Consider the following 26,155-nt stretch of genomic DNA (forward strand, 5'->3'; position numbering starts at 1 on the left):
ACCATGGCCCGCGACCCCCGACACGACGTCCTGTTCGAGCCGCTGCGAATCGGCCCCAGGACGCTGCGCAACCGGTTCTACGTCACCCCGCACGCCACGAACTTCGGCACCGACTTCCCCGGCGCCGAGGCCTACTACCGGGGCATGCGGGCCGAGGGAGGCTGGGCCGCCGTCTCGACGGGGGCGTGCCTGGTCAACATCGACGCCGACAACCCCCGGTGGAACCTCCACCACCTCGTCGACGACGGCGACGAGAACAACCTGCGGCTGCTGGCGTCGAAGGTCCAGGAGCACGGCGCGCTGGCCGGCGTGGAACTCATCTACTACGCGGCCGGCACCGGACTGCGCACCCGTCTCCCGGCCCGGCCCGGCGTCAGCCAGGTCCGCAGCTACGGGATCAGCGAATGCTCCGCGCCCGCCATGACGAAGGCGGACATCCGGCAGATCCAGCGCCAGTACGTGGACGCCGCGCGGCGGGCGGAGCGCGCCGGGTTCGACCTGATCAACGTGCACCTGCGCGAGGCCGGAAGCGTGGCCTACCAGCTGCTGGACCCGTACCTCAACACCCGTACCGACGAATACGGCGGGTCGTTCGCCAACCGCGTCCGTTTCGCGGTGGAGCTGTTCGACATGGTGCGCGACGCCGTCGACGACTGCGCGATCGTCGGAGGTTTCTGTATCGACTCCGCCGACGGCCGCATCGAGGCGGCGGAGGACGGCTACCGGTTCATCGAGACGATCGACTCGTACGTCGACCTGTGGGACCTCCAGGTGGGGCGCTGGATCTACCCGGACGCCGGGCCGTCGCGCAGCCACCGCCAGGGCTGGCAGGTGCCGTACTACGAAACAGTCCGGCCCGCCGCGACGAAACCGATCGTGGGCGTGGGGCGTTTCACGGACCCCGACGTCATGGCGGACCTCGTCCGCACCGGCGTCCTCGACGTCATCGGCGCCGCACGGCCCTCGATCTCCGACCCCTTCCTGCCCGCCAAGGTGGACGAGGGACGCCTGGAGGACATCCGGGAGTGCATCGGCTGCAACATGTGCGCCTCCCGGGTCGAGATCCCCGGCGCGTTCATCGCCTGCACGCAGAACGCGACGGTCGGGGAGGAGTACCGCCGGGGCTGGCACCCCGAGGTGTTCACCCGGCCCGCGGACACCGAGGCACCGGTCCTCGTCATCGGCGCCGGCCCCGCCGGACTGGAGTGCGCGGTGACCCTCGGCCGGCGAGGCTTCGAGAACGTCCATCTCGTGGACGCCGGGGACTCCCTCGGCGGCATCATGCGGTGGATCCCGAGGCTGCCGGGGCTCCAGGAGTGGTCCCGTTTCCTGGACTACCGGGTCTCGCAGCTCGACCGCCTCAAGGGCGTCGAGGTGATCCTCAACCGGAAGCTGACGGCCGACGACGTCCTGGACTACGGGGCCGCGTCCGTCGTCGTCGCGACCGGCGCGGCCTGGGACCCCACCGGCGTGAACACCTACGTCCACCGTCCGGTGCCCGGCGCCGCCGGGAACGACGCGGTGTACACGCCCGACCAGATCATGCGGGACGACCTGCGCTTCAGCGGCCTGCGCGTCGTCGTCTTCGACGCCGACCGGTACTTCATGGGCCAGTCGATCGCGGAGCGTATCGCCGCCGACGGCAACGAGGTCGTGTTCGTCTCCAGCGAGGCGGACGTCCAGGGGTATCTGAGACTCACGGGCGAGGCCCAGTACCAGATCCGGCGCCTGCTGGACCTCGGCGTGAAGATCGTGCCCAACAGCATCCTGCGGGAGGTGCTGGACGGCGGTGTCGAGCTGGAGGACCGCACGACGGGCCGCATCGACAGACTCGGGGCCGACGCGGTGGTCATGGTGACCCAGCGCGTCCCCGACACCTCTCTCCACGACGCCCTGGCCGCCGATCCGGCCGGGCTGGAACGCGCGGGCATCACCAAGCTCCTGCGCATCGGCGACTGCCTGGTACCCCGGCCGATCGCCGACGCCGCGTTCGACGGCCACCGGGTGGCGCGGGAATTCGACTCGCCCGACCCGGGAACGCCGCAGACCTTCATCCGCGAGCGCCGTGTCGTCGGTTTCGGCGACGGGGCCTTCGACGGCGGGCTGCCGCCCACGGCGACCCGGGGTGTCCGTACGACGCTGCCGCTCGTCCGGGCGCAGGACGCCGGCTCGACGGACCGGAGGCACATCAAGAAGGGCCAGGAGCAGTGACCACGCGTACCACCGAACATCAAGGAAGTGTTTTTCATGACTGACGCCACCGGAGCCGAGCTCCTGAACTCGCTGCTGACCCCGACGGACCGACTGTCGGTGGAGGAAGGCGAGCTGGTCGTGGACGGCCACAAGGCGAGCGAGCTCCTGGCAGAGTTCGGTTCCCCGCTGTTCGTGCTCTCCGCCGGGGTGTTCGTGGACAACCTGCGACGGATCCGGTCCGCGTTCAGCGCGAACTGGCCCGAGCCCGTGTCCGTCCTCTACGCGATCAAGACCAACAACAACCTGGCCGTCCGGGCGCTGATGAGCGCGAACGGCGCGGGCGGGGACGCGTTCAGCGAAGGTGAGCTGGATGCCACGATCCGCACCGGAACCGACATGTCGAAGGTCGTGATCAACGGCTCCGACAAGTCGGACGGAGTCATCCGGACCGCCGTCCGCCACGGTGCCTGCATCAACTTCGACTGCGCCGAGGACGCCGAGCGGACGAGCGCGATCGCCGCCGCCGAGGGAGTCAGGGCCCGGGTCCTGGTCCGGCTCCGGCTCACCCTCGACGACGCGGACGCCGGCAGCGAGGACTACCCCGCCGTCGAGAAGCTGCGCAACTACCTCGTGCGCGACCAGGTCGGCCTGTCGGCGGAATCGGCCGCCGAGATCGTGCCCAGGGTCCTCAAGGACCCCAACCTCGAACTGATCGGCTACCACTTCCACCAGGGCCGCCAGTCGCGGGAACTCGCGCACTTCCAGTGGTGGGCGAAGTCCCTGGGCCGGACCGTCGGCAGGCTCGCCGACCTCACCGGGTTCCAGCCCCAGGTCATCGACACCGGCGGCGGCTACCCGCGGCAGCGGGACACCGAGATGCTCGTGGGCGAGCGGATGAACCCCCTCACCATCGAGGAGTACGGCGCCGGCATCTGCGAAGGGCTGATCGCCGGGCTCACCGAGGGCGGTGTGCCGATCCCGGAACTCTGGATCGAGCCGGGCCGGTTCATCTCCGGCAACTCCGGTGTGCTCCTGGCCACGGTCGGCACGGTCAAGTCCGACCAGGGCAGCACGTGGGTGAACGTGGACGCGTCCATCAACAACCTGCCGCGGGTCGACAACCGCAGCTTCAAGTACGTCCTCCTGCCGGCCACCCGCATGGACGAGCAGCCGACCGACCGGGTCAACGTGGTCGGCGCGCTGTGCACCGGGGCGCACTTCGCGAGCGACCTCGCCTTCCCGCCCACCGAGCGCGGCGACGCCGTGGCGTTCCTCGACGCCGGCATGTACGCGGAGGTCGGACAGAACCAGTACAACGCGGTGCCGCGCCCGGCGACGGTGATGGTCCTCGACGGCGAGCCCGTCGTGGTCAAGCGCCGCGAGACGCTGGACGACGTCTTCGCCGCGCACCAGGTGCCCGAGGGGCTGAAGAATCACTCCCTGTCGGCACGCTGAGGCGTCGAGGAGGGAGACCGAGGACGGGGCGCCGGAAGCGGCGCCCCGTCCTTCGGGGTGAGACGTGTTCACGGCCGCTGCCGGTGACCCCGGGTCTCGGTCCAAGAACCATGGGCTGCCGGGCAACGCGCCCGACAGCCCATGGTCGTGATCTCGTCAGGAAGCGAGCAGACGGGCCAGCCAGGAGTTGCGTACGGTCGCCGCCTGCCGGGCCATCTCTCCGCGGGGCGCCAGCTCCTCCCACGCATGGGTGCCTCCGGGCCAGACGTGCAGTTCCGCGACGCCTCCGTCGGCCCAGATGCGTGAGGCGTAGGCGACGTCCTCGTCGCGGAACACCTCCGCGGATCCGACGTCGATGAACGCCGGGGGGAGTCCGGAGAGGTCGGTCGCCCGGCCCGGGGCCGCGTAGACCGACACATCGGGTCCCCCGCTCCGTTCGCCGAGCAGCGCTGCCCAGCCGGTCCGGTTGCTCTCGCGGTTCCACACACCGAGGCCTTCGAACTGCCGCGCCGAGTCCGTGTGGTCCCGGTCGTCCAGCATCGGGCACAGGAGCATCTGGCCGGCGGGAACAGGACCACCCCGGTCCCGGGCCAGCAAGGCCGTCCCGGCGGCCAGACCGCCGCCCGCGCTGGCGCCGACCAGCACGAGGCGGCCGATGTCGACCCCGATCTCCTCGGCGTGCTCGGCGACCCACTCCAGGGCCGCGTAGCAGTCCTCGACCGGATACGGATCGGGGTACTCGGGTGCCAGCCGGTACTCGACCGTCGTCACGACCGCGTCGTGCTCCTTGATCCAGGGCAGGGCGAGCGACAGCCCGAAGAAGCGGTCGCCGATCACCATGCCTCCGCCATGGATGTTGAAGACGCAGGGACGCGGTCCCGAGCTGCCCGGCCGCCGGTAGACGGAGAGCGCGATCTCGTCGCCGAGGTGACCCGGTATCAGGAAGTCCTCGCACTCCGCGCCGAACGCGTTCAGGTCCTCACCGAAGGCGTCCTTGCTCAGCTCGCGCAGCTCGGCGAGGTTGTCGAGCCGCAGGGTGGTCGCCATGGTCCACGGGGTGCCGTTCGCCGATTCCTCGGCCATCCTCGCCAGTGCCTCGGCCACGTCGGGATCGAAGGGTGGGCGCCGCGGGTTCGTCGTCATGGAAGTCCGTGCCTTTCACGAGGTGCCGCCCTGGTGGTCCACGAGGGCGAGGACGTCCAGGGCGTGGGATGAGGCTGCCGACCGGGCGCCGGGGGCCAGGCCCGGGGAGGAGGGCCCGCCCCCGACGCCCCGTCGGGGCCCAGGCCGCCGACCGGGACGTGGGCGACCGGAACGGGGGCGGCCGTGCCGACGGGCCGCCTCGGCCAAGCCGTCACATGTTCCCGGTGCGGGGCGGCCGGACCGGAAAGGCGATGCGAGGCACCGGGACGAACCCAGGTGCCTCGCATCGCCGGTCCCCGCCGGGCCGGGCAGGGGCTTTGCCGGGCCGGGGCGGCCGGCGTCAGCCGACGGTGCGGATGAGCTTCCTGTTCAGGAACTCGTCGATGCCGAAGCGGCCGAGCTCCCGGCCGAAACCGGAGCGCTTGACACCGCCGAAGGGCAGCTCCATGCTCTCCACGCCGACGCCGTTGACGAAGACCATGCCGGCGTCGATCCGGTCCGCGACCCGCTGGGCCTGCTCGGCGTCGGTCGTGAACACGTAGGACCCCAGCCCGTACTGCGTGTCGTTGGCGATCTCGATCGCCTCGGCCTCGTCGCCCGCCTTGAACACCATCGCCACCGGACCGAAGAGTTCCGTACGGGACGACGGGTCGCCGCGGTCGATGTCGGTCAGCACGCCCGTGGGGTAGTGGGCGCCCACGCGCTCGCCGGAGCTGGCCAGCGTGGCACCGGCGGCCACGACCTCCGCGACCTGCTGTTCGAGCCGCTCGGCCGCGGCCACGGAGGAGAGCGGGGCGGTCGTGTCGGCGAGGACCTTCTCGGTGAACCTCGGCACGAACGCGTCGTACAGGCTCTCGTGCACGATGATCCGCTTGGCGGCGTTGCAGGCCTGGCCGGCGTTGTCCAGGCGCGCCGTGACGGCGGCGTCGACCGTCGCGTCGATGTCGTCGGAGCTCAGCACGATGAACGGGTCGGAGCCGCCGAGTTCGAGCACGACCTTCTTCAGGTGGCGGCCCGCGATCTCGGCGACGGCCGCGCCGGCCCGCTCGGAACCGGTCAGCGAGACGCCCTGGACGCGGGGGTCCGCGATGATCTCCGCGACCTGCTCGTTGTCGGCGTAGATGTTGACGTAGGCGCCCTCGGGGTAGCCGGCGTCCAGGAAGATCTGCTGGATCGCCGCCGCGGACTCGGGACACTGGGGCGCGTGCTTGAGCACGATGGTGTTGCCCGCCACCAGGTTGGGGCCGGCGAAACGGGCCACCTGGTAGTAGGGGTAGTTCCACGGCATGATGCCCAGGAGCGGGCCGACCGGGCTCTTGCGGACCAGGGCGCTCCCCTCGCCGCCGATCAGCTCGATCGGCTCGTCGGCCAGGAACCGCTCCGCGTTGTCGGCGTAGTAGCGGTAGATCGCACCGCTGAACCTCGCCTCGCCGCGGGCCGACGCCACCGGCTTGCCCATCTCACGGTTGATGATGGCGGCGAGTTCGTCACTGCGCTCGACGTGCAGGTCGGCGACCCTCCGGATCAGCTTCACGCGGTCCTGGAGGGTGCTGGTGCGGCCCCAGGTGTCGAACGCGGCCTGTGCCGCCGCGACCGCCGCCGACACCTTCTCGTCGCTGTCCGTGGGGTAGGAGCGCACCAGCTGTCCGGTGCTCGGGTCGGTCACGGCGTATTCAGTCATCGCGTTCCCATCTGTGGTTCGCCGAAGGAAGGGATCAGGAGGGTGACTCCGAAGCCGACTTTCTGGTAGCTAATTGTTGACAATCTACTGAGTGTGGGATGGTTAGGCAAGCGGGTCACTCCTGCTGACCGTGACAGCCGAGGGTATGTCTCGCCGGGCGGCGGGACAGCCGTCCGCGCAGAGAGCGAGGAGCCATGACAGAGCCGACCAACCCGGGCCGTACGTCTGCCGGGGGTGCCGCGTGATGTACGAGGTGGTTGTCGTCGGAGGCGGCATCGTCGGGGCCGCGACGGCGCACGAGCTGACCTCCCGGGGCCTCGGCCCCGTCCTCGTGCTGGACAAGGAGCCCTTCGTCGCCCGTCACCAGACCGGGCACAACAGCGGCGTCATCCACTCCGGGATCTACTACGAACCGGGCAGCCACAAGGCGGTGATGTGCCGCGAGGGCGCGGCAGCCACGAAGGCCTTCGCGGCGGAGCACGGGATCCCGGTCACCGAGTGCGGGAAGCTGCTCGTGGCGACGGACCGGCGCGAACTGGAGCGGCTGTCGGCCCTGGAGGAGCGCGCGAAGCTGAACTCCATCGACGCGGAGACCCTCGACGCCGCCGAACTCCGCCGCCGGGAACCCCATGTCACCGGTCTGGGCGCGCTGTTCATCCGCGAGACCGCGATCGTGGACTACACCGAGATCACCGCGAAGCTCGTGCACCTGGTGACCGAGGCGGGCGGCGAGGTCCGTACGGGCGTCACGGTGACCGGTGTCCGGGAGACGACGGACGCGGTGACGCTGAGGACCGACCGGGGCGGGGTGACGGCACGCCGAGTCGTCTTCTGCGCGGGCCTGCAGGCGGACCGCATGGCCCGGCTGTGCGGCCTGGCACCGGACGTGCGCATCGTGCCGTTCCGCGGCGAGTACTACGACATCGTCCCGCACCGCGCGAACCTGGTGTCCACGCTCGTCTACCCCGTTCCCGATCCCGACCTCCCGTTCCTGGGCGTGCACCTGACGCCCACCCTGGACGGTGGACTCAACGTGGGCCCCAGCGCGGTTCTGGGCCTGTCGCGCGAGGGGTACCCCAAGGGCTCCCTCGACTGGCGGGACGTACGTGACATGGCGTCCTTCCCCGGCATGTGGCGGGTGGCGCGCGGCAACGTCCGCGTGGGCCTGAGGGAGATGCGGAACTCGCTGTGGAAGCGCGGCTATCTGAAGGAGTGCCGCAAGTACTGCCCGGAACTGACCCTGGAGGATCTGATACCGCGCGAGGCGGGCATCAGGGCCCAGGCGGTCATGCGCGACGGCAGCTTCGTGCACGACTTCCTGGTGCGCCGCACGGACCGCACGCTCCACGTGCTCAACGCCCCGTCCCCGGCGGCCACCTCGGCACTCCCGATCGCCGCACACGTGGTGTCCCTGCTGGACGGCACCCTGGGCTGACCCCGGGGCGCGCGCCGGGCTCGCCGGGCGACACCGGGGGGCGGAGATCTCAGTCGGGTGTGTGGTCGCGCAACGCCAGCCAGAGATGTGCCGCCACGTCCGGGTCGTCGAGGTCGAGCCCGGTGATCTCACGGACCCGGTCGACGCGGTAGCGCAGCGTGTTGCGGTGCACGCCGAGGTCCCTCGCCGCCGCTTCCCAGTGCCCCCGGTGCCGGAGGTAGGCGCGGGCGGCCCCGACGAGCGCGGGACGGTCCGCCGTCAGCAGCCCGGCCAGGCCCGCCCGCACCCCCGCCCGGGAGACGGGGACCACCGGGTCGAGCGCGACGGAGCCGGCGTCGAGCGCGTCGAGCGCGTCCAGTTCCCGCAGCCGGACGCCGCCGAGGTCCGTGACCCGCACCGGTTCCGAGAGCGACGCCCGCACCGAAGGATCCAGGGCGAGCAGGGATCTCGGCAGTCCGGCCGCCGCCCGCCAGTCCGCGGGCACCGCGAACCAGGCGCGCTCACCGTCGGCGACGGCACCGTGCGCCTGCTCGCACCACTGCTCGACCAGGCCGACGGCCGCTTCGACGGCGACCGAACGCAACGCCAGGACACGTACGTGCGCCGGAACCGGCGGCGCGCCGACCACGGCCCCCAGCCGTGCCGCCGCGTCCACCATTCCCAGGTCGAGCAGCGCGGCGACGCCCGTCCGGGCGCTCGCGCTGCTCCTGCGCGTCGCCGCCGCCCTTGACTCGACCAGCCCCAGCAGCGAGGCGGCGGTCACGACCGTGCGCCGCTCGCCGGGGCTGATCCGGTGGTCGGCCCCGACCGCGAGGAAGCCGAAGGCGCGTCCCTCGGCGGTCAACGGCAGGAGAACGACATGCCGTTCACCCGAGATGAGGGAGGCCGTCCTGGGGCCGGAGGCCATCTGGGCGATGTCGTCGGCGAGCGGCTGCGCCCGTTCCCGGGCGGTCTGCGGGTGCGCGCGCTCGACGCGCCCGTCCGGCGCGAGGACGGCCGACCAGCCGTCGGCCGCCGTGGCCAGGGTGCGCAGCACCGCACCCGTGGGGTCCTCCGATGTCGCCGCGTCCACGAGAGCGCGCTGGTAGGCCAGTTGGTCCAGCAGGACCTGTTCCCCCTCGCGGGCGATCGCGTGCCAGTAGGCGCGGCTGATGGCGAGGAACGGAGTCTGGGCAGGGACGACGAGAAGGGGAAGGCCGGCGCCGCGGCACGCCCGGACGAGTACCGCGGGGACCGTGTCGTGCACGGGACCGACACCGAAGCCGAGCCCCGCCACGCCGGACCGGACCAGCCTCGCCACGTATGTCTCGCAGCCCGCGACGCTCTTCGGCAGGGCCAGCCCCGTGGTCAGCAGCAGTTCGCCGCCGCTGAGGAACCCGGTCGGGTCGGGAAGCTCGCTGACGTGGACCGCCGAGACGGCCGCGTCCGTCGCCGTGAACCCGCTCACGGGCTGGAGATCGCGGCCCAGGCCGCCTACGAGACTGCGAAGAGTGGGGTGGGACATGTGCCGTCCTGGTCGGACTGTCTGAATCGGCGAAGTTTCGGGCAGATCATACGACGACAGGGAGTCGGGCGGATCCTACGCTCAACCGCACCCACCGGTCCCCTCGCAATGGGAGTCCCCATGGCGGCACCCGCCCAGCGGCGCATCCTCAGAACGGCAATCCCCGGTCCCGAGTCGGTCAGACTGCATGCGGCGCGAGCCGTCACCACGGCGGCCGGTCTGGGCGTGACCCTGCCGGTCTTCGTGGCGGAGGCGGGCGGCGGCATCGTCGTCGACGTCGACGGCAACCACCTCATCGACATGGCCTCGGGCATCGCGGTCACCAGCGTCGGCGCGTCCCATCCCGAGGTCGTGCGGAGTGTCCAGGAGCAGGTGGAGCGGTTCACCCACACCTGCTTCCTGGTCACCGAGTACGAATCGGCGGTGGAGGTCGCCCGGGTCCTCAACCGTCTCACCCCGGGCGACCACGACAAGCGGACCGCCCTGTTCACCACCGGCGCGGAGGCGGTGGAGAACGCGGTGAAGATCGCCCGGACCCACACGGGGCGCCAGGCGGTGGTGGTCCTGGGACACGCGTACCACGGCCGGACGCTGCTGACGATGACCATGACGTCGAAGAACACGCCGTACAAGGACGGATTCGGCCCCTACGCCCCCGGGATCCACCGGGTCCCGTCGCCGTACGGCTTCCGCTGGCCCGGCGACCCCGACCAGGTGGCGGCGGAGGCGTTCGCACAGCTGAGGGATGTCGTCGAGACCCAGATCGGCCCGCACAACGTGGCCGCGATCGTGGCCGAACCCATCCAGGGCGAGGGCGGGTTCATCGTTCCCCCGCCCGGCTACCTGCCCGCCGTGGCCGCCTACGCCCGGGAGCACGGCATCGTGTTCGTCGCCGACGAGATCCAGGCCGGTCTCGGCCGGACCGGCGCCATGTTCGCCTGTGACCACGAGAACGTCGTTCCCGACCTGGTGATCACGGCGAAGGCGCTGGGCGGCGGACTGCCACTGTCCGCGGTGACCGGCCGGACGGAGATCATGGACGCGGTCGCCCCCGGCGGGCTCGGCGGCACGTACGCGGGCAACCCGGTCGCCTGCGCCGCCGCCCTGGCGGTTCTGCGGATCATCGAGGACGAGGACCTGGCCGGTGCCGCGCGCCGGATCGAGGAGATCGCCATGCCACGGCTGACCGCGCTGGTCGGCGAGGACTCCTGGGTCGGCGAGGTCCGTGGGCGTGGTGCGATGCTGGCACTCGAACTGATCGAGCCCGGCACCCTGAACACGACGAGGACGCCGGCCCCGGCGGCGGCCAGGGCCGTCGCCGCCCACTGCCACCGCGAGGGCGTTCTCGCCCTCACCTGCGGTACCTACGGAAACGTCATCCGGCTGCTGCCGCCGCTGGTGATCGGCGGCGAGCTGCTCCGGGACGCGCTGGGTGTCATCGAGGCGGCGGTCGCCTCTCTGGGAAAGGGTGAACACGCATGAGTACGATCAGCTACCGACCGTGTACCGGCGAGGCCGTCGCCGCCGTGGACGACAGCACGCCGGCCGACGTCGACGCGGCCGTGGCCAGGGCGCGCGCCGCGGTGCCCGCCCTGGCCACGGCGGCCCCCGCGCGGCGCCGGGCCTGGCTGGAACGTCTGGCGGACGTCCTCGACGAGCACACCGAGGAACTGGCCGCCCTGGCCGACGAGGAGACCGCGCTCGGCATGCCGCGGCTGCGCTCCGAGGCCGCGCGGATGGCCAGCCAGCTGCGGTTCTACGGCGCCGTCGCCGCAGAGGGCTCCTACCTCGGTGTGACCGTCGACGACGCCTCGGTGCTCTCCACCGGGACGCCCGCGCCCCGCATGGTCAGGGTCAACCAGCCGCTGGGCCCGGTGGCGGTGTTCGGGGCGAGCAACTTCCCCTTCGGATTCGGGGTGCTGGGCAACGACACCGCCTCCGCGCTCGCGGCCGGCTGCCCCGTGATCGCGAAGGCCCACCCCGCCCACGTCCGGCTGTGTGTGCGGCTGGCCGAGCTCGCCGACGCCGCGCTCACCGACGCGGGCGCCCCGCCGGGCGCCTTCGGCCTCGTCCTCGGCCTCGACTCGGGAACCCGGCTCGTGCGGGACGCGGGGATCGCCGCCGTCGGCTTCACCGGCTCGCAGGCCGGCGGGCTCGCGCTGTGGCGGCTCGCGAACGAACGTCCCGTCGTGATTCCCGTGTACGCCGAGATGGGAACCGTGAATCCCGTCGTGGTGACGCCGGGTGCGGCGGCCACCGGGATGGACACGATCGCGGCGGGCTTCGTGGATTCGTTCACGCTCGGCGCGGGCCAGTTCTGCACCAAGCCGGGACTGCTCCTGGCGCCCGCGGGCCAGGGTGCCCCGGCCGCGGTCGCCGCGGCCCTCGGCAAGGCGTCACCGCCCCTCACCATGCTGACCCAGGGCATCGCGGCCGCCGCCGCCACCGGTGTCGCGGCCCTGCTCGACGCGGGCGCCGCGGTACTCGGACGGATCCCGGGTCCGGCCGACGGCTGGGCCGCGGACGCGGTGGCGCTGTCGGCCCCGATCGGCGCGCTCACCGAAGGCAGCCGCCTGCTGGAGGAGTGCTTCGCCCCGGTGGCGCTCGTCGTCGAGTACCACGGCCCCGAGGACCTCGCCGACGCGCTCGACGCGCTCCAGGGCAGCCTCACCGGCACGGTCATCACCGACGGGACCCCCACCGACCCCCACGCCGCCACGCTGATCGACCGGCTGTCGGACCAGGTGGGCCGCGTGACCGTCGACGACTGGCCGACCGGGGCCGCGTGGACCTGGGCCCAGCAGCACGGCGGCCCGTGGCCGGCGACCTCCGCACCGTCGACCACCTCCGTCGGCGCCGCGGCGCTGGACCGGTGGACGCGCCCCGTGACCTACCAGTCCACGCCCGACGCCTGGCTGCCGCCGGCCGGCCGGAAGACCAACCCGTGGGGCGTGCCCCAGCGGATCAACGGGCTCCGGACCGACGGGTCCCCGACGGAGTGACGCGATGACTCTTCCCCTCGACGGAATCCTGGTGGCCGATTTCAGCCGGGTGCTCGACGGCCCGGGGAGCCTGGAGCACACCGGTGAAGGCCGGCGGCGCCTGGTCGACGTACTGACCTCCAAGGACGCCACGATGGGGATCCTTGCCGCGTTGCGGGCCCGGGGGACGATGGGAAGGAGCCGGCGGGCGGAGGCGAACCTGCTGTCGGGTCTCCTGGGTTCCTTGGGAAACACCCACCCGTCGATCGCACCGTACGAGCTGCCGCAGTGCGCGGACGGACCGGTCGCCAGCCCCCGGCGCCGATGGCGTTTCCTTCGAATACCCCGTGATCCGGCACATGAACAACCTTGAGTCGGTGCTGACCGACGAGGGCACCGTCGGGATGCACACCCTCGTACCGGGCGAAGTCCTCACGGGACACCCGGCGTTCCGCCGAACTCGGGCGGTGTGCGTTTCGACGCTGGCGTTCCCCCGGCACCGTCCGGCCGGTCACCTCGGTCCGCCCGGCCCCGACGCGCGGAGTTCCGAGCAGCGTCTCCGGTACGCGGACCTAGGCACGTACATCCACGACCAATCGGCTGTAGATTGTTGACAAAAGGTGGAGTGGGTGCCCAACCTGGTGCTCATGGCCGAGAGCGCGCACGCGGGTCGATGGCCATCCGCGTTCGTTCCCACCAGCGGTCCGCTCATGCCCATCGGTCGGCGGGAGCGCGTCGCCGCGCAGGACGACTCTCCTCCGGCTCAAGGCCATCGGGGCCCGCTTGCCCCGCCTCGCCCGTTCGCCGCTTGAAACCGGAGATGTGATGAACATTGTCGTGTGTGTGAAGTACGTGCCGGACGCCACGGCGGATCGGAGGTTCGAGGATGACGGCACGGTCGACCGCGAGGACGTGGACGGTCTGCTGTCGGAGCTGGACGAGTACGCCGTGGAACAGGCGCTGCAGATCAGGGAGCACCTCGAGGACGGCGACGGCGGCGACGACGTCGTGGTGACGGCGCTGTGCGTCGGGCCGGAGGAGGCGTCCGACGCGGTGCGCAAGGCCCTGCAGATGGGTGCCGACAATGGTGTGCATGTCGTGGACGACGCGATCGCCGGCTCGGACGCGCCGGCCACGTCGCTGGTGTTGGCCGAGGCCGTCAGGAAGCTCGGTGCCGACTCGGGCCGGTCGCTGGTGGTGTGCGGCATGGCTTCCACGGACGGTGGCATGGGCGTGGTGCCCGCGATGGTGTCGGAGCGGCTGGGCATACCGGGCGTGACGCTGGGGACGCAGATCACGGTGGAGGCCGACACCGTGCGGATCCGCCGGGACGGTGAGACCTCCGCCGACACCGTCGAAGGCACGCTGCCCGCGGTCCTGTCGGTGACGGACCAGTCGGGCGAGGCACGCTACCCGTCGTTCAAGGGGATCATGGCGGCGAAGAAGAAGCCGGTGGAGACCTGGTCGCTGGCGGACCTGGGGATCGACGCGGAGCGGGTCGGCGCGACCGCGGCGTGGTCGGTGGTCGAAGCGACCAGCGCCCGTCCGCCGCGCACCGCCGGTCATGTCGTGACCGATGAGGACGGCTCGGGCGCCGAGGCGCTGGTCGGCTTCCTCGCTTCGAAGAAGTTCGTCTGACCGGGGTCCGTCGGGACGAACAGAGACTCACTGAGAGGAACATGAACATGCCCGAGGTACTTGTTCTGGTCGACCTCGTCGATGACGGCGGCGCGCGAAAGGTCGGCAAGCCGGCCCTGGAACTGCTCACCATCGCGCGCCGGCTCGGCGAGCCGTCCGCGGTCGTGGTCGGTCCGCCGGACGCCGATGTCGCAGAAACCCTCAAGCGGTACGGCGCGGCCAGGATCTACACGGTCCCCGACACCGACGTGTCGGGCTATCTGGTGGCGCCGAAGGCCGAACTGCTGGCGCAACTCGTGGACAGGGCCGGGCAGGAGGGCGGCCCGGCCGCGGTACTTCTGCCTTCGACGGGTGAAGGCAAGGAGATCGCCGGCCGCCTGGCGGTCAAGACCGGCTCCGGCCTGATCACGGACGCGGTGGACGTCACGAGGGACGACGACGGGACGCCCATGACGACCCAGTCGGTCTTCGCGGGCAACTTCACCGTGCGCGCCAAGGTCACCAGGGGCACACCGGTCATCGCGGTGAAGCCGAACTCCGCGACTCCGGAGGAAGCCTGGGCGGAGGGCGTCGTGGAGGAGTTCACCGTGACGGTGCCGGACGCCGCGAAGGGGGCGAGGATCACCGCGTCGCAGCCGCGGCAGTCGTCGGGGCGGCCGGAACTGACCGAGGCGGCGATCGTGGTCTCCGGCGGTCGTGGCACCGGTGGTGACTTCGAGCCGGTGGAGCGGTTCGCCGATCAGCTCGGTGCCGCCGTCGGAGCCTCCCGCGCCGCAGTGGACGCGGGCTGGTACCCGCACTCGTGCCAGGTCGGCCAGACCGGCAAGACCGTCTCGCCCCAGCTCTACGTCGCCGGAGGCATCTCCGGCGCGATACAGCACAGGGCGGGCATGCAGACGTCGAAGACGATCGTCGCGGTGAACAAGGATCCGGAAGCGCCGGTCTTCGACCTCGTCGACTTCGGCGTCGTCGGTGACTTGCACACGGTGCTTCCCGCCGCCACGGAACAGATCAGTGCCCGTCGTCACCACGCCGGTTGAACCGGAGGGGTGAACAGAAGGCCCCGCCAGGCGGATCCGGCTGCGGAACGACCTGCCGCCGTGGTCGGGCACCGGTCGGCGGCATCACCCGCAGCGAGGCGAGCGCCGGGCCCCGTGTCGGACAGGGGCCCGGCGGGGACCCGGGACGGTCCTGGCGAGGCGCGCGCGCCTCGCCGCCGCTCGAAGTGGCTCGAAACAGCGGGTCTTCGAGGTCAGGGGGGCGGAGGCCGGGCGGTGCTCCGCCGTGACCGGTCCTGCCCGAAAGGGACCGCGCCGGGATTCCGGCGCGGTCCCTTTCGGCCGTGCCGGTGAGAGGGCGCTTCGTCAAAAGGTCCGCGCTGTCGAGCGGACGGCCGGTGCCTCACCACGTCAAGCGACGTCATCGCGGGCGAGGGCGGAGGGCGGCCGAAGGACTCGTCCGGCCTTCTCGGACGGTCGTCATCACATCGCGGAGACGGCCACTGGCATGTGCCCGGCTCCTCGGCACTCCACAGGTCCGCAGGGGCGTCGCCCTGTGGACCTCGCGCCGAGTCCGCGCCGGTCAGCCCCAGAACTCCCCCATGGCGAGGGCCGGAAGCCGGTGGGTGTCAGCCGGTACGGAAGTCCTCCGTGACGGCCTCGGGCTGGATATGCCTGGCGAACTCGCGGCGAATGGCCCGCTTGTCCCCCGACTCGATCACCGTGAGCAGTGTCCGGTGCGAGGTGGCGATGTCCGTGAGGCTGCCCAGCCTTCGATGATCGAGAGCCATGAACAGGCGCATCTGGTTCTGCCAGGACGTCCAGATGTCCAGGAGAACCTGGTTCTGGGTGGCGGCGTAGATCGCTCGGTGCACCGCGAGATGCGCGTCGATGCTCTGGGCCGCGTCTTCTGCCTGTGCGGCCTTCTCGAGCGCCTCGACGGCATCGATCAGCGCCTGATGCCCTTCCCCGTGACGGAGTTCGTCGAGTGCCGTGATGGCCGCGTAGGGCTCCAGGACAGTGCGGAGTTGTTCGATCTGGGTCACCGTGTCGGCACTGACTTCCGCGACGTACGAGCCGCGGAATGCCTGGCGCTGGACCAGCCCCTCCTCCTCCAGGCGTTGCAGCGCCTCTCGGAGAGAGCCGCGACTGATCGCCAGCTCCTGCGAGAGCTGGGTCTCCCTCAACGGCGTGCCGGGCGCCAGGGATCCCGACAGGATGACGTCACGGAGAATCGCAATGGCTTGGTCCGCCCTGGTGTGCGCAGGCATTGGCGGCAGTGTGACCATCGCAGTTCCCATCGTAGATTGTAGACATACGGCAACTATACCCGCCGGGTCCGGGCTGGAAGGCCCTACGTCCAGCCAGATACGGGGCCGACGACCCTCTGGCGACATGGATGGTGCGACTGGGTCGAATGAGGGCCACGCCGGGCTGGAGGCCGCCGGAAGACTGGCCGGGCGCGGGGATGTCAGGGCGGGCCCGGGGATGTCAGGGCGGGCCCGGTCGCTGTCCGCCACCGGAGCGCCACCGGCCGCCCGCCGATGAAGTCCCGGCCGTACCAAGACTGTTGGCCAACTCGCCGACGAGGGAAACCTGCGTGCGGAGTGCGACCGTATTCCGGCAGGCGTGACACTCCGGGTGCCGGATACCCGGTCGGTCGCGGCCCGGCGTGGCCTGTCCGCACCGCCCGCGGAATTCGCCGACGGCGTCCGTACGGCCGGGGTGGTCGAAGCGCCGTCCCATGGGAACCCTGGCCGCTGTCCGGATGCCGGAGCCGTGACCGGGGCGAAAGCGGTGGGGGTCCTGGCGTCGCCCGGGGGAACGTCGCCCCCGCCGGCCGCGCCGCTCGACCCGCGGTGCGCGCCCGGCCACCACGGCGAAGCCGTGGATCGCAGAGGCGGCTCCCGCCTCCCCGCCCGTCGCCTCGGGGGGTGACCGGCGGTGGTCGTGCCGGGCGTGAGCGGCACGCGCCATGCGTACCCACGGGCCGAACAGGGGCTCCGCCGGAGTCTTGTCACCCGATCCGTGAACCCCTAGGGTGTAGATTGTTGACAAAGAACGGAGTGGCGCATGCTGCACCTGCGTGTCACGGGCGGGATCGCCGACCACGTCCACAGCGAGCCCATCGAGGCCGCGTGGGAGGCGGTGCGCCAACTCCCCGACCAGGCCGATGTCCACGACTCCAGTCGTACCGGCCGTCGGGAACCTCTCACCGCCCCGGCGGCGTCGGTATGAAGGCCACGCCCTCCGCACACGTACGGAGCCGCTACGAACGTGCTCCGTCGTTCGCCGAGACGTTCACCGGACCGGGCCGACGAAGTCTGCTCCCGGGCGGCTTCGGCCGCTCCACGTTCGCGATCGCACCACGTGTCCCCATGGTCATGAAGGGGAGCGGTCACTGGATCTTCGACGAGGACGGACGTCGCCTCATCGACCTGAACAACAACTTCACCGCGCTCATCCACGGACATGCCCACCCGGAGGTCACCGAAGCGGCTCGGCAAGCCCTCGCGGACGGCGCCTCGTTCGGGTTGCCGACCGCTCATGAACTCGCGCACGCCTCGACGATGCTCGACCGCATCCGCTACATGGACCAGATCCGCTACTGCAACTCCGGTTCGGAGGCCGTGATGCTGGCGGTCCGGGTCGCTCGGGCGGTGACCGGGCGCGACCAGGTCGTCTTCGTGCGCTCCGCCTACCACGGGACGTCCGACGTGGCGCTCGCTCCCGGAGGGGAACGCTCCCGCCGGGGTGTTCCGGAGGGTGTCCTGCGCGACACCCATGACGTAGGAATGAACGATCTCGTCGGGCTGCGCGATGTCTTCGCGGGCCACGGTAGGAACATCTCCTCACTGGTCCTGGACCCCATGCCGAACCGGGTCGGCCTCGTCGCTGCGACGACCGAATTCCTCACGGAGGCCAGGCGCCTCTGCGACGAGGCGGGTGCGTTGCTGGTGGCCGACGAGGTGATCGCCCTGCGTCAGGCCTACGCGGGCGCGGTATGCGCCGCGGGGGTGGTACCCGACCTGCTGACTGTGGGAAAGATCATCGGCGGCGGGCTGCCGATCGGCGCGGTCCTCGGCCGCGAGGAGACCATGTCGAGGCTCGATCCGTTCTCGCCCACGGGGCTGGAGCACGGCGGGACCTTCAGCGGGAACCCGGTCTCCATGGCGGCCGGCGCCGTGGGCATGCGACTGTTCCCCCGCTCGGAGGTCGACCGCCTCAACGGCCTCGGCGACCTCGTCAGGTCGTCACTGGCGGAACGCCTGCCCGTCCACGGATGCGAGGTACGGGGCAGCGGCTCGCTCTTGCGGGTCTTTCCCTCGGAGCCGGGTGCCCTCGGCGGGAAGACCTTTCACACGACGCTGTGGTGGGAGGCGTACGAGCGAGGTCTGCTCCTGACCCAGAACGGACTGGCGTGTCTGTCGACCCCGATGGACGAAGACGTCGCCCACGACATCGTCGACCGGCTGGCGGACGCGGTCGCGGTGACCGCCCGGTCGGCGGCGGACCGCCCGGACAGAACCGGCTGACGAGGGGCGTTCGGCCCCTCACGAATCGGCCGGAACGAGAGAGGAAGCAACGATGTCCGATGCTGTGGACTGGCATGCGGTGATGGGCTTCAGGCCCGTGGTCCGTAAGGGCCCGCTCGTCGCCGTCTCGGGTGTGGGAGGCCGTCGGGACGCCGACGGTGAGTTCGTCGACGGCGACACCTACGCCCAGACGGTCGCGGCCCTGCGGAAGATCGAGCGGAGTCTGGCCTCGGTGGGGGCCGGTGTGCGGCACGTCGTGCACACCCGGGTCTACCTTCGCAACGCCGAGGACTGGCCGCTCGCGGGCCGTGCCCACGGTGAGATGTTCGCCACCGGCGATGTCGCGCTGACCATGGTGGAGGCGAAGCTCGTCGACCCCGAGATGCTCGTCGAACTGGACGTCCTCGCGTGGCTGCCGGAGAGCTGAGGCGCATCGCCCCGCTCCGTCGAGGGTCTCCGCGCCCCCGAGGACCTCGGTGCCGGGCGCCCCGGTTCGGCCACGGAGCCCGGGAGAACACCTGGTCGAGCACGACGTTCACCGGCCGCGGCGGCCCCGCTGCCGACGGCACCCCAGCCCCAGCCATCCAGCCCGACGGAGGACGAAACGCGTGTCGGCATCGAACATCACCAGGGAGTCGGTCCGTGTCCACCTGCGCTGGCGCGACCTGGACGCCTTCGGCCACCTGTACCACGCGACGATGGTCGAGCTTCTCGACGAGGCCCGCGCCGCGTGGATTGCCAGGTTCCTCTCGCCGGAGGCCGGCGACGGTCACGTCATCGCGCGGATCGACGTCTCCTACCTGGCCGAGGTGACCCGCGCCGACAGATGGCTGGAGGTGGGCATCGCCGTCGACCGCATCGGTACCTCCAGCCTCGTGCTCTCGGAGACCGTGCGAAACATCGCCGATGTGGTGGTCGCCAAGTCCCGGACCACGGTGGTGATGTGGGACGCGGCGGAACACGGGGCAAGGGCCCTCTCTCCGGCCGAGCGCGGTGCGCTGGCCGCCGAGGAGGCGTAGCCGTGCGGGGGCGGTCCGTGGCGACGGTCGGCCGCACGTCCGTGGTGAACGCCTCGTGGGGAACACCGTGCGCCGAAAGCGCTCACGTCCTGGTTGTTCCGTGCCACGCGCGGGCCCCTCGGATATCCGGGCCCGGCCGGCGGGACCACCCTTCCGTACCGCGTGGTCGTCCCCGCACGGCGGCGGCCGACGCGCACCGCTCCTGGCGCCCCGGCCGGCGAGTGCCGCTGACATGACCGGCACCGAGTTCGACCACACGTCCTTGGCGACGCGTGCGGCGGGCCCCTGGCTGAGCCGGGTGACCCGGGAGCTGGGAGCCACCGTGGTCATGGGGGAGGAGGTTCCCGGGTTCCGGTACGTCATGTGCCGGGTGGGTCCGTGGGACGGCTGCTCGGGACTGGAGCTGATGGAACCACGCCCCGGTACCGGGCGGAACTTCCTGAGCCGTTTCCTCGACACGCACGGCGAGGGCCCCCACCACCTGACGTTCGTGGTCCCGGCGCTGGAGGAGACGATCCGTGACGCGGAGCGGCTAGGACTGCGTCTCGTCCAGACCGATCTGACCAACCCGCGCTGGCGTGAGACGTTCGTCGTGCCGGACCCCACCCACGGTGTGGTGATACAGATCGCCGACACCACCTCCCCGGCACCGGACGTCTCGGCGCTGGCGACGGGGAAGCGGGACACCGGTTCCCTGCCGCTGCACCGGCTGGGCTCCGACCGCGCCTGGTGGGAGCCCCACGTCCGCGATCCGGTTCGCACCGCCACCCTGGTGTCGACGACTCTGCGCTCGACCGACCTCGCGTGCAGCCACCGCCTCTTCGCCGATGTCCTCGGCGGGCACCCGCGCCGGCTCGCCGACGGCGCCGTCGAGTTCACCTGGGCCAGGGGGACGCTGGTCGTGGAGCCGGCGAGCACACCGGGTGTCTCCCATCTGTCGATCGCCGACGGCCCCGTCGGCGGGTTCACCGTCGTCGGCACACCCTGCCGCGGCGACGAGATCACCCGGCTCACCACGGATCGTCGTTCTCGAAGGAGATCACGGTGAAGGTCGTCGTCATCGGCGCGGGCTCCCTGGGGCTCGGCGCCGCGTCCCGCCTTGTCGAGGCGCCGGGAGCAGATGTTGTCGTGCTGGACAAGCAGCACGCGGCGGCGGGGTCGTCCGGCCGGTCGGCCGGTGTCTTCAGCCGTCTCTACAACGACGCGCACGACATCGCGCTGCGCATCCGCACGATCGAGCTCATCGAACAGCTCGCGGACACCCAGGGCCTCACCCTGCGCCGGATCGGGCTGCTGCGCCTGGCTCGCACCCCGCAGGACCTCGACGCGCTCGCCGCATCGCTGGAGACGCAGACCCGCCTCGGTGTGCGCTCTTCCCGACTGCTCACCCCCGGGGAACTGCCGGATGTGGTGCCGATCAGTACCGAAGGCGTCCTCGGCGCGATCCACAACGCCGAGGACGGGTATCTCGACGGCGCGGAACTGTGCGGGGCCATGGCGGCGAAGATCCGGGAGCACGGCGGCCAGGTCCGCGGCCAGGCCGAGGTGACATCGGTCGTGCGCCGCCCGGCGTCCGGCTTCCGGCTCGAACTGGCCGACGGCACCGTGCTCGACGCGGACGTCGTGGTGAACGCCGCGGGCGCCTGGGCCGGGCCCGTCGGTGATCTGCTCGACGCGCCCGTGGCCATGGCCAACGAGCGGCACGAGGCGTTCGTCCTGCAACTGCCCAAGGCCTACGCGGGCCCGGTTCTGCCGATGACCATGGACTACGTGGTGGGCGCGGACGATCCCGGTGTCTACTTCCGGCACGAAGGAAAGGACCAGGTCATCGCCGGCATGCACTCGAACTCCGTCGTCGGGCACACCGACGGCGATCCGGAGGTGTCGACGGCACCGACGGACGAGGGCGCCGAGGAGGTCCTGGAACGGCTCGCGCGGCTGCTGCCGGACATCGAGTTCGGGTACCGCGGCGGATGGACCGGCATCTACCCGCACTCCAGGACCGGCACGTTCGTCGTCGGTGAACACCCCGCGACGCCGGGCGTCTTCGTGGTGGCGGGCGGCGGCGGCATCGGCGTCAACATGGGCCCCGTCCTGGGCGAGATCGTCGCCGACCAGATCCTGTACGGAGCGTCCCGGCGATTCCAGATCCCCGACAGCTGGGCCCCCGGCCGGTAGGTCCGTACCGGGCGAGGGCCCCTTCGGTGCCGGCGGGCCGCGCATCCGAACCCTGAGCCGACGCGAGGGTGCGATGTCCGTCACTGGGCCCCGAAGCGCTTGACGAGTCACTCCGCCGAACCTTTACTGAGAGCGCGCTCTCAATCGGAGTGCGCTCTCATCAAGGATGGGTCATGGGGAACGACACTGCCTCCACCGCCACGACCGGACTGCGTGAACGGGCCCGGCGCCGGCGTCTGGAGAGCATCCGGGCGGCGGCGGGCGAGCTCTTCGCCAGCAAGGGATTCGAGGCGGTCTCCACCAAGGAGGTCGCGGAACAGGCAGGGGTGGGTGAGGCCACCCTCTTCCGTTACGTGCCCTCCAAGACCGACCTCCTCCTCCTGGTCGTCGGGGAGCGGGTCTCCGACCTCGTCACACAGTTGGAGGCCCAGGACAGGCAGGCACCGCGCGCCGACGGGAGGTCCTACGTCGACCGGGTCGACCGCGTCTACGCGGCACGCGCCCACATGTACGTCCAGGACCCGCTCAGCATCGCGGCGTTCATGCTCCAGGGCCTTGACGCGCAATCCGGCATGCGCAGCCAGAGCGTCGCCGCGGGCGACCGGGTCATCCACCTGGTGACCGAAGCGCTCGCGGAGGGACAGCGGGCCGGTGTCCTCGTCGGCACCGTCGACCCGGCCATGGTCGCGCTGAACTGCAACGGCGTCTACATCCACGAGATCAGCCGGTCGCCGGTGCGGGGCTTCGACCCGGCGACGTTCCCCGAAAGGCTCGCGGCCAGGCTGTTCGCGCAGCTCGACCCCCTTGTCCTCGACGGCTCCTGACCCGGCACCACCCCCGCGACGCAGAACGGGAGCAGCACATGATCCACCCCGATGCCCGTGTGACACGGGTTCGCGTCGGCCACGACGACGTGAGTGCACACGACACGGGTGCCCCTGACGACCCGCGTGCGCCGATCGTCCTCGTCCACGGGACCGGCGGAACCACACGCGGCCACTTCGAGACCGTCTACCCCCTGCTCGCCCAGCACCACCGGGTGATCGGGATCGATCTGGCGACCCCCGCCGGTGCCCGGCTGGACGTCTCCGACCTCGGTGACCAGGTTCTGGCCGTCCTGCGCGACCGGTCCCCCGCCCGCCCGGCCCATCTGGTCGGGTACTCCCTGGGCGCCGTGGTGGCCGCCGAGGTGGCGGCGCGGGAGCCGCTCGCCGTCGAGAGTCTGGTCCTGCTCGCCGGCTGGGTCAGGACCGACAACCAGCAGCGGCTGCGCAACGACCTCTGGCACGCGCTGCGGTCCCTGGACGACGACGGCGACGCCCTGGCCAGATTCCGGGTATTCACGGCCCACGGCCAGCCCTATCTGAGCCGCCGCTCGGCGGCGCAGATCGAGGAACTCGTGACGGCCCGGCGCCCCCAGCGGATTCCACCGGAGGTCATGGACCTCAACCGGCGCGTCGACCTGACGGCCGTGCTCGGCGCGATCCAGGCGCCGACCCTGGTCGTGGGTGCCATCCACGACCAGATGGTGCCCTTCCAGCACGCCGAACGGATGCTGGGCGCGATCGCCGACGCCCGCCTCGCGGCCGTGTCGTCCGGTCACGCCATGACCATCGAACGGCCCGCGCAGATAGCGTCGCTGGTCCTCGACTTCGTGGCGTCCCCGCGGGCCCGGCCCGCCGGTTCGGTCCTGCCCGCCCTCACCGTCTGAACGCGGCCGACCGAGCGCCGGCCGACAGGGAGAACTCCATCGTGATGTCGTACGACACCATCATCATCGGCGCCGGATTCGCGGGCCTCGGCGCGGCGGTCGGCCTGAAGCGGGACACCGACCGCTCCTTCCTCGTCCTCGAACGGGGCGGGGACGTGGGCGGGACCTGGCGCGACAACCGATACCCGGGCGCGGCCTGCGACGTGCCGTCACACCTCTACTCCTTCTCCTGGCACCCGAACCCCGACTGGTCGCGGGTGTTCGCCCCGCAGCCGGAAATCCTCGACTACCTCCGAGGGATCGTGGATCACCACGGCCTCGGCGAGCACCTCCGCTTCGGCTCCGAGGTCGTCGAGGTCCGCTGGGACGGGGCCGAGGAGCGGTGGCTCGTCCGCACGACGCACGACGAGTTCCACTGCGCGGTCGTGATCGTCGCGGTGGGCCACCTGTCCGAGCCCAGGACGCCGGCCATCCAGGGACTCGACGGGTTCGGCGGACCGGTGTTCCACTCGGCCGCCTGGGACGACGAGGTCGACCTCGCCGGCAGGCGGGTCGGGGTGGTGGGTTCCGGGGCGAGCGCGGTCCAGGTCGTCCCCGGGATCGCCGACGACGTGGCCGGACTCGTGGTCTTCCAGCGCTCGGCGCCCTACGTCACCCCACGGCCCGACCGCGCCTACACCGAGGCGGAGAAACGCACCTTCCGCCGACTCCCCGACACCATGGCCGCCGAACGGGAGGAGTTCTTCTGGGCCAACGAGGAGCGGTACGCACAGCGACGGAGGATCCTGCCACTCCTGGAACGGACCGCCGACGAAGCGCTGCGCCACCTCCGCCGACAGATCCCGGACCCCGGCCTCGTCGAGAGACTGACCCCCGACCACACCCTCGGGTGCAAGCGGGTCCTCAAGTCCGACGACTACTACCCCACCTTCAACCTGCCGCATGTGCGCCTGGAGACTTCGGGCATTGCCCGGGCCGTCGAGGACGGCGTCGTCACCGAGGACGGAACGGTCCATCCGCTCGACGTCATCGTGATGTGCACCGGCTTCGAGGCCACCGACCTTCCGATCGCCCACCGGGTGTTCGGCAGGGACGGCCTCGCACTGAGCGAACACTGGTCCGACGGAATGCGGGCCTACGCCACGACGGCCGTCCACGGGTTCCCCAACCTCTGGATGATCAACGGGCCGAACACCGGTCTCGGCCACAACTCAAGCGTGTACATGACCGAGGTGCAGATCGACCACATCATGGGAGCCCTGACCCACATGGCATCGTCGGGCACCGGCGTCCTCGAAGTGACCTCGAAGGCCGAGACCGAGTTCGCCGACCACGTCGACCGGCTGAGCCAGGGCACGGTGTGGCTCGACGGCTCGTGCAGCAGCTGGTACGTCGACCCACGCAGCGGCCGGCTGACCACCCTGTGGCCCGACAGCGCCTACCGATACCGTCAGACGAACGCCGGATTCGACCCCACGGCGTATGCCCGCGTCTCGGAGGCCGCCCGATGAGTGCCCGGCCGATCCTCGGGGCCGTGCTCGACCGGATACCGGCCGACAGGCCGTACGACCGCACCCGGCCGCTGTCGGTCGGGGAGCTGACACTCGCGCCTCCCGGACCGACCGAGGTCCTGGTGCGCATGGAGGCCGCCGGGGTCTGCCACTCCGATCTGTCGGTGGTCGACGGGAACCGGGTCCGCCCGGTGCCGATGCTGCTCGGACACGAGGCGGCGGGGCGTGTCCTGGAGGTCGGCTCCCAGGTGGGCGACCTCCGGGCGGGCCAGCGCCTCGTCATGACGTTCCTGCCCCGCTGCGACGAGTGCCGTGGATGCGCCACGGAGGGCAGGACTCCATGCGAGCGGGGCAGCGCCAGCAACGCAGAGGGGCACCTGCTGGCCGGGGGGAGTCGGCTGTACCGGGGCTCCGAGCCGGTCCGCCATCATCTCGGGGTCTCCGCGTTCGCGACCCACGCCGTCGTCGACCGGCGCTCCGTGGTTCCCGTCGCCGACGACGTCCCCGCAGACCTCGCCTCGCTCCTCGGCTGTGCCGTGCTCACCGGAGGTGGCGCCGTGCTCAACGCGGGCCGCCCCGGCCCCGGTGACGACGTGGCGGTGGTCGGACTGGGGGGCGTCGGGATGGCGGCGCTGCTCACCGCGCTCGCGCTCGGACACGGCCGGGTCGTGGGAGTGGACGTCTCGAAGGAGAAGCTGCGGACCGCTTCGGAGCTGGGGGCGGACGCGGTGCTCACGCCCGAACAGGCCCTGGAGCAGGGCCTGCGCGCCGCGGTCGTCGTGGAGGCCGCCGGCAGCGCCCCGGCGTTCGAGACGGCGTTCGCCCTGACGGCGCCGGGCGGGCGTACCGTGGCCACGGGTCTCCCGGGCGCCCGGGCCAGAGCGAGCATCTCTCCGCTCCTGGTGACCGCGGAGGCCCGGACCGTCATCGGCTCCTACCTCGGATCCGCCGTCCCGCACCGCGACATCCCTCGGTATGTCGGCCTCTGGCGCGAGGGCCGGCTGCCGCTGGAGCGGCTCATCTCCCACCGACTCCGGTTGCCGGAGATCAACTCGGCGATGGAGCGACTCGCGGAGGGCTCCGTGCTGCGGCAGGTCGTGATGTTCGACGACGAGAGCTGATCACTGGCTCCGTGCGAAGACATCACCGCGCGGGCCGACGGGCCCGCCCTG

At 71.4% G+C, this 26,155-nt stretch carries 21 protein-coding genes and 1 pseudogene; 18 read left to right on the top strand and 4 right to left on the bottom strand.

Going from position 1 to position 26,155, the window contains the following annotated elements; all coding sequences use genetic code 11:
• Positions 1-3 precede the first annotated feature (3 nt).
• Positions 4-2,211 carry an oxidoreductase gene (locus F9278_RS41855; protein WP_152172979.1) on the top strand — a complete coding sequence of 736 codons (2,208 nt, stop codon included), beginning with the start codon at positions 4-6 and terminating at the stop codon, positions 2,209-2,211.
• 36 nt (positions 2,212-2,247) lie between these two features.
• The gene (locus F9278_RS41860; RefSeq protein ID WP_152172980.1) at positions 2,248-3,648 is read left to right on the top strand and encodes a diaminopimelate decarboxylase family protein; all 1,401 of its coding nucleotides are present in this window, start codon (positions 2,248-2,250) and stop codon (positions 3,646-3,648) included.
• Positions 3,649-3,804: 156 nt separating this feature from the next.
• On the opposite strand, the gene F9278_RS41865 is transcribed toward F9278_RS41860, so the two are convergent.
• Together F9278_RS41865 and F9278_RS41870 are read right to left on the bottom strand one after the other, a co-directional pair.
• Positions 3,805-4,791: an alpha/beta hydrolase gene (locus F9278_RS41865; RefSeq protein ID WP_152172981.1), complete on the bottom strand. Its 987-nt coding sequence runs from the start codon at positions 4,789-4,791 to the stop codon at positions 3,805-3,807.
• Between the two features lie 340 nt (positions 4,792-5,131).
• Positions 5,132-6,472, bottom strand: coding sequence for an NAD-dependent succinate-semialdehyde dehydrogenase (locus F9278_RS41870; RefSeq protein WP_152172982.1), 1,341 nt, complete (start codon positions 6,470-6,472; stop codon positions 5,132-5,134).
• 244 nt (positions 6,473-6,716) lie between these two features.
• Between F9278_RS41870 and lhgO the strand changes: the two genes are divergently transcribed.
• Complete coding sequence (lhgO, locus tag F9278_RS41875) at positions 6,717-7,907, top strand: L-2-hydroxyglutarate oxidase (protein WP_152172983.1); 1,191 nt, start codon at positions 6,717-6,719, stop codon at positions 7,905-7,907.
• 49 nt (positions 7,908-7,956) lie between these two features.
• Here the strand turns inward: lhgO and F9278_RS41880 are convergent, their stop codons facing one another.
• Positions 7,957-9,411, bottom strand: a complete 1,455-nt coding sequence (locus F9278_RS41880) for a PucR family transcriptional regulator (RefSeq protein WP_152172984.1) — start codon at positions 9,409-9,411, stop codon at positions 7,957-7,959.
• Positions 9,412-9,531: 120 nt separating this feature from the next.
• Between F9278_RS41880 and gabT the strand changes: the two genes are divergently transcribed.
• The 5 genes and pseudogenes from gabT (at position 9,532) to F9278_RS41905 (ending at position 15,070) form a co-directional block, all read left to right on the top strand.
• The gene (gabT, locus tag F9278_RS41885; protein WP_152172985.1) at positions 9,532-10,893 is read left to right on the top strand and encodes a 4-aminobutyrate--2-oxoglutarate transaminase; all 1,362 of its coding nucleotides are present in this window, start codon (positions 9,532-9,534) and stop codon (positions 10,891-10,893) included.
• Complete coding sequence (locus F9278_RS41890; RefSeq protein ID WP_152172986.1) at positions 10,890-12,413, top strand: aldehyde dehydrogenase family protein; 1,524 nt, start codon at positions 10,890-10,892, stop codon at positions 12,411-12,413. The genes gabT and F9278_RS41890 overlap by 4 nt, the downstream gene beginning before the upstream one ends.
• 260 nt (positions 12,414-12,673) lie before the next feature.
• Positions 12,674-12,847, top strand: a pseudogene (locus F9278_RS47820) (acyl-CoA dehydrogenase); the annotation flags it as partial.
• Between the two features lie 370 nt (positions 12,848-13,217).
• A complete protein-coding gene (locus F9278_RS41900) occupies positions 13,218-14,030 on the top strand; it encodes an electron transfer flavoprotein subunit beta/FixA family protein (RefSeq protein ID WP_152172987.1) in 813 nt (270 codons plus the stop codon).
• Positions 14,031-14,077: 47 nt separating this feature from the next.
• Positions 14,078-15,070, top strand: coding sequence for an electron transfer flavoprotein subunit alpha/FixB family protein (locus F9278_RS41905; protein WP_152172988.1), 993 nt, complete (start codon positions 14,078-14,080; stop codon positions 15,068-15,070).
• A 587-nt stretch (positions 15,071-15,657) separates the two neighbouring features.
• Here F9278_RS41905 and F9278_RS41910 read toward each other — a convergent pair.
• Positions 15,658-16,299, bottom strand: a complete 642-nt coding sequence (locus F9278_RS41910) for a GntR family transcriptional regulator (protein WP_193241877.1) — start codon at positions 16,297-16,299, stop codon at positions 15,658-15,660.
• Between the two features lie 802 nt (positions 16,300-17,101).
• Between F9278_RS41910 and F9278_RS46585 the strand changes: the two genes are divergently transcribed.
• From F9278_RS46585 to F9278_RS41955, 10 genes are all read left to right on the top strand, one after another.
• The gene (locus tag F9278_RS46585; protein ID WP_193241878.1) at positions 17,102-17,266 is read left to right on the top strand and encodes a hypothetical protein; all 165 of its coding nucleotides are present in this window, start codon (positions 17,102-17,104) and stop codon (positions 17,264-17,266) included.
• Positions 17,263-18,564 (top strand): aspartate aminotransferase family protein, encoded by a 1,302-nt coding sequence (locus F9278_RS41915; RefSeq protein ID WP_193241879.1) that lies wholly within the window; start codon positions 17,263-17,265, stop codon positions 18,562-18,564. Before F9278_RS46585 ends, F9278_RS41915 begins: the two co-directional genes overlap by 4 nt.
• A gap of 52 nt (positions 18,565-18,616) precedes the next feature.
• Positions 18,617-18,991 carry a Rid family hydrolase gene (locus F9278_RS41920; protein WP_152172991.1) on the top strand — a complete coding sequence of 125 codons (375 nt, stop codon included), beginning with the start codon at positions 18,617-18,619 and terminating at the stop codon, positions 18,989-18,991.
• Between the two features lie 181 nt (positions 18,992-19,172).
• A complete protein-coding gene (locus F9278_RS41925; protein WP_152172992.1) occupies positions 19,173-19,583 on the top strand; it encodes an acyl-CoA thioesterase in 411 nt (136 codons plus the stop codon).
• Between the two features lie 232 nt (positions 19,584-19,815).
• Positions 19,816-20,631, top strand: coding sequence for a VOC family protein (locus F9278_RS41930; protein WP_152172993.1), 816 nt, complete (start codon positions 19,816-19,818; stop codon positions 20,629-20,631).
• On the top strand, positions 20,628-21,761 hold the full coding sequence (locus F9278_RS41935) for an NAD(P)/FAD-dependent oxidoreductase (protein WP_193241880.1): 1,134 nt from the start codon (positions 20,628-20,630) through the stop codon (positions 21,759-21,761). Before F9278_RS41930 ends, F9278_RS41935 begins: the two co-directional genes overlap by 4 nt.
• A gap of 173 nt (positions 21,762-21,934) precedes the next feature.
• Positions 21,935-22,585, top strand: coding sequence for a TetR/AcrR family transcriptional regulator (locus tag F9278_RS41940; protein WP_152172995.1), 651 nt, complete (start codon positions 21,935-21,937; stop codon positions 22,583-22,585).
• A gap of 38 nt (positions 22,586-22,623) precedes the next feature.
• Complete coding sequence (locus F9278_RS41945) at positions 22,624-23,472, top strand: alpha/beta fold hydrolase (protein ID WP_152172996.1); 849 nt, start codon at positions 22,624-22,626, stop codon at positions 23,470-23,472.
• A 44-nt stretch (positions 23,473-23,516) separates the two neighbouring features.
• Positions 23,517-24,983 carry a flavin-containing monooxygenase gene (locus F9278_RS41950; RefSeq protein ID WP_152172997.1) on the top strand — a complete coding sequence of 489 codons (1,467 nt, stop codon included), beginning with the start codon at positions 23,517-23,519 and terminating at the stop codon, positions 24,981-24,983.
• The gene (locus F9278_RS41955; protein ID WP_152172998.1) at positions 24,980-26,104 is read left to right on the top strand and encodes an alcohol dehydrogenase catalytic domain-containing protein; all 1,125 of its coding nucleotides are present in this window, start codon (positions 24,980-24,982) and stop codon (positions 26,102-26,104) included. The genes F9278_RS41950 and F9278_RS41955 overlap by 4 nt, the downstream gene beginning before the upstream one ends.
• The last annotated feature ends 51 nt before the right edge of the window (positions 26,105-26,155 follow it).

The sequence above is a fragment of the Streptomyces phaeolivaceus genome (genome assembly GCF_009184865.1).
Lineage (GTDB): Bacteria > Actinomycetota > Actinomycetes > Streptomycetales > Streptomycetaceae > Streptomyces > Streptomyces phaeolivaceus.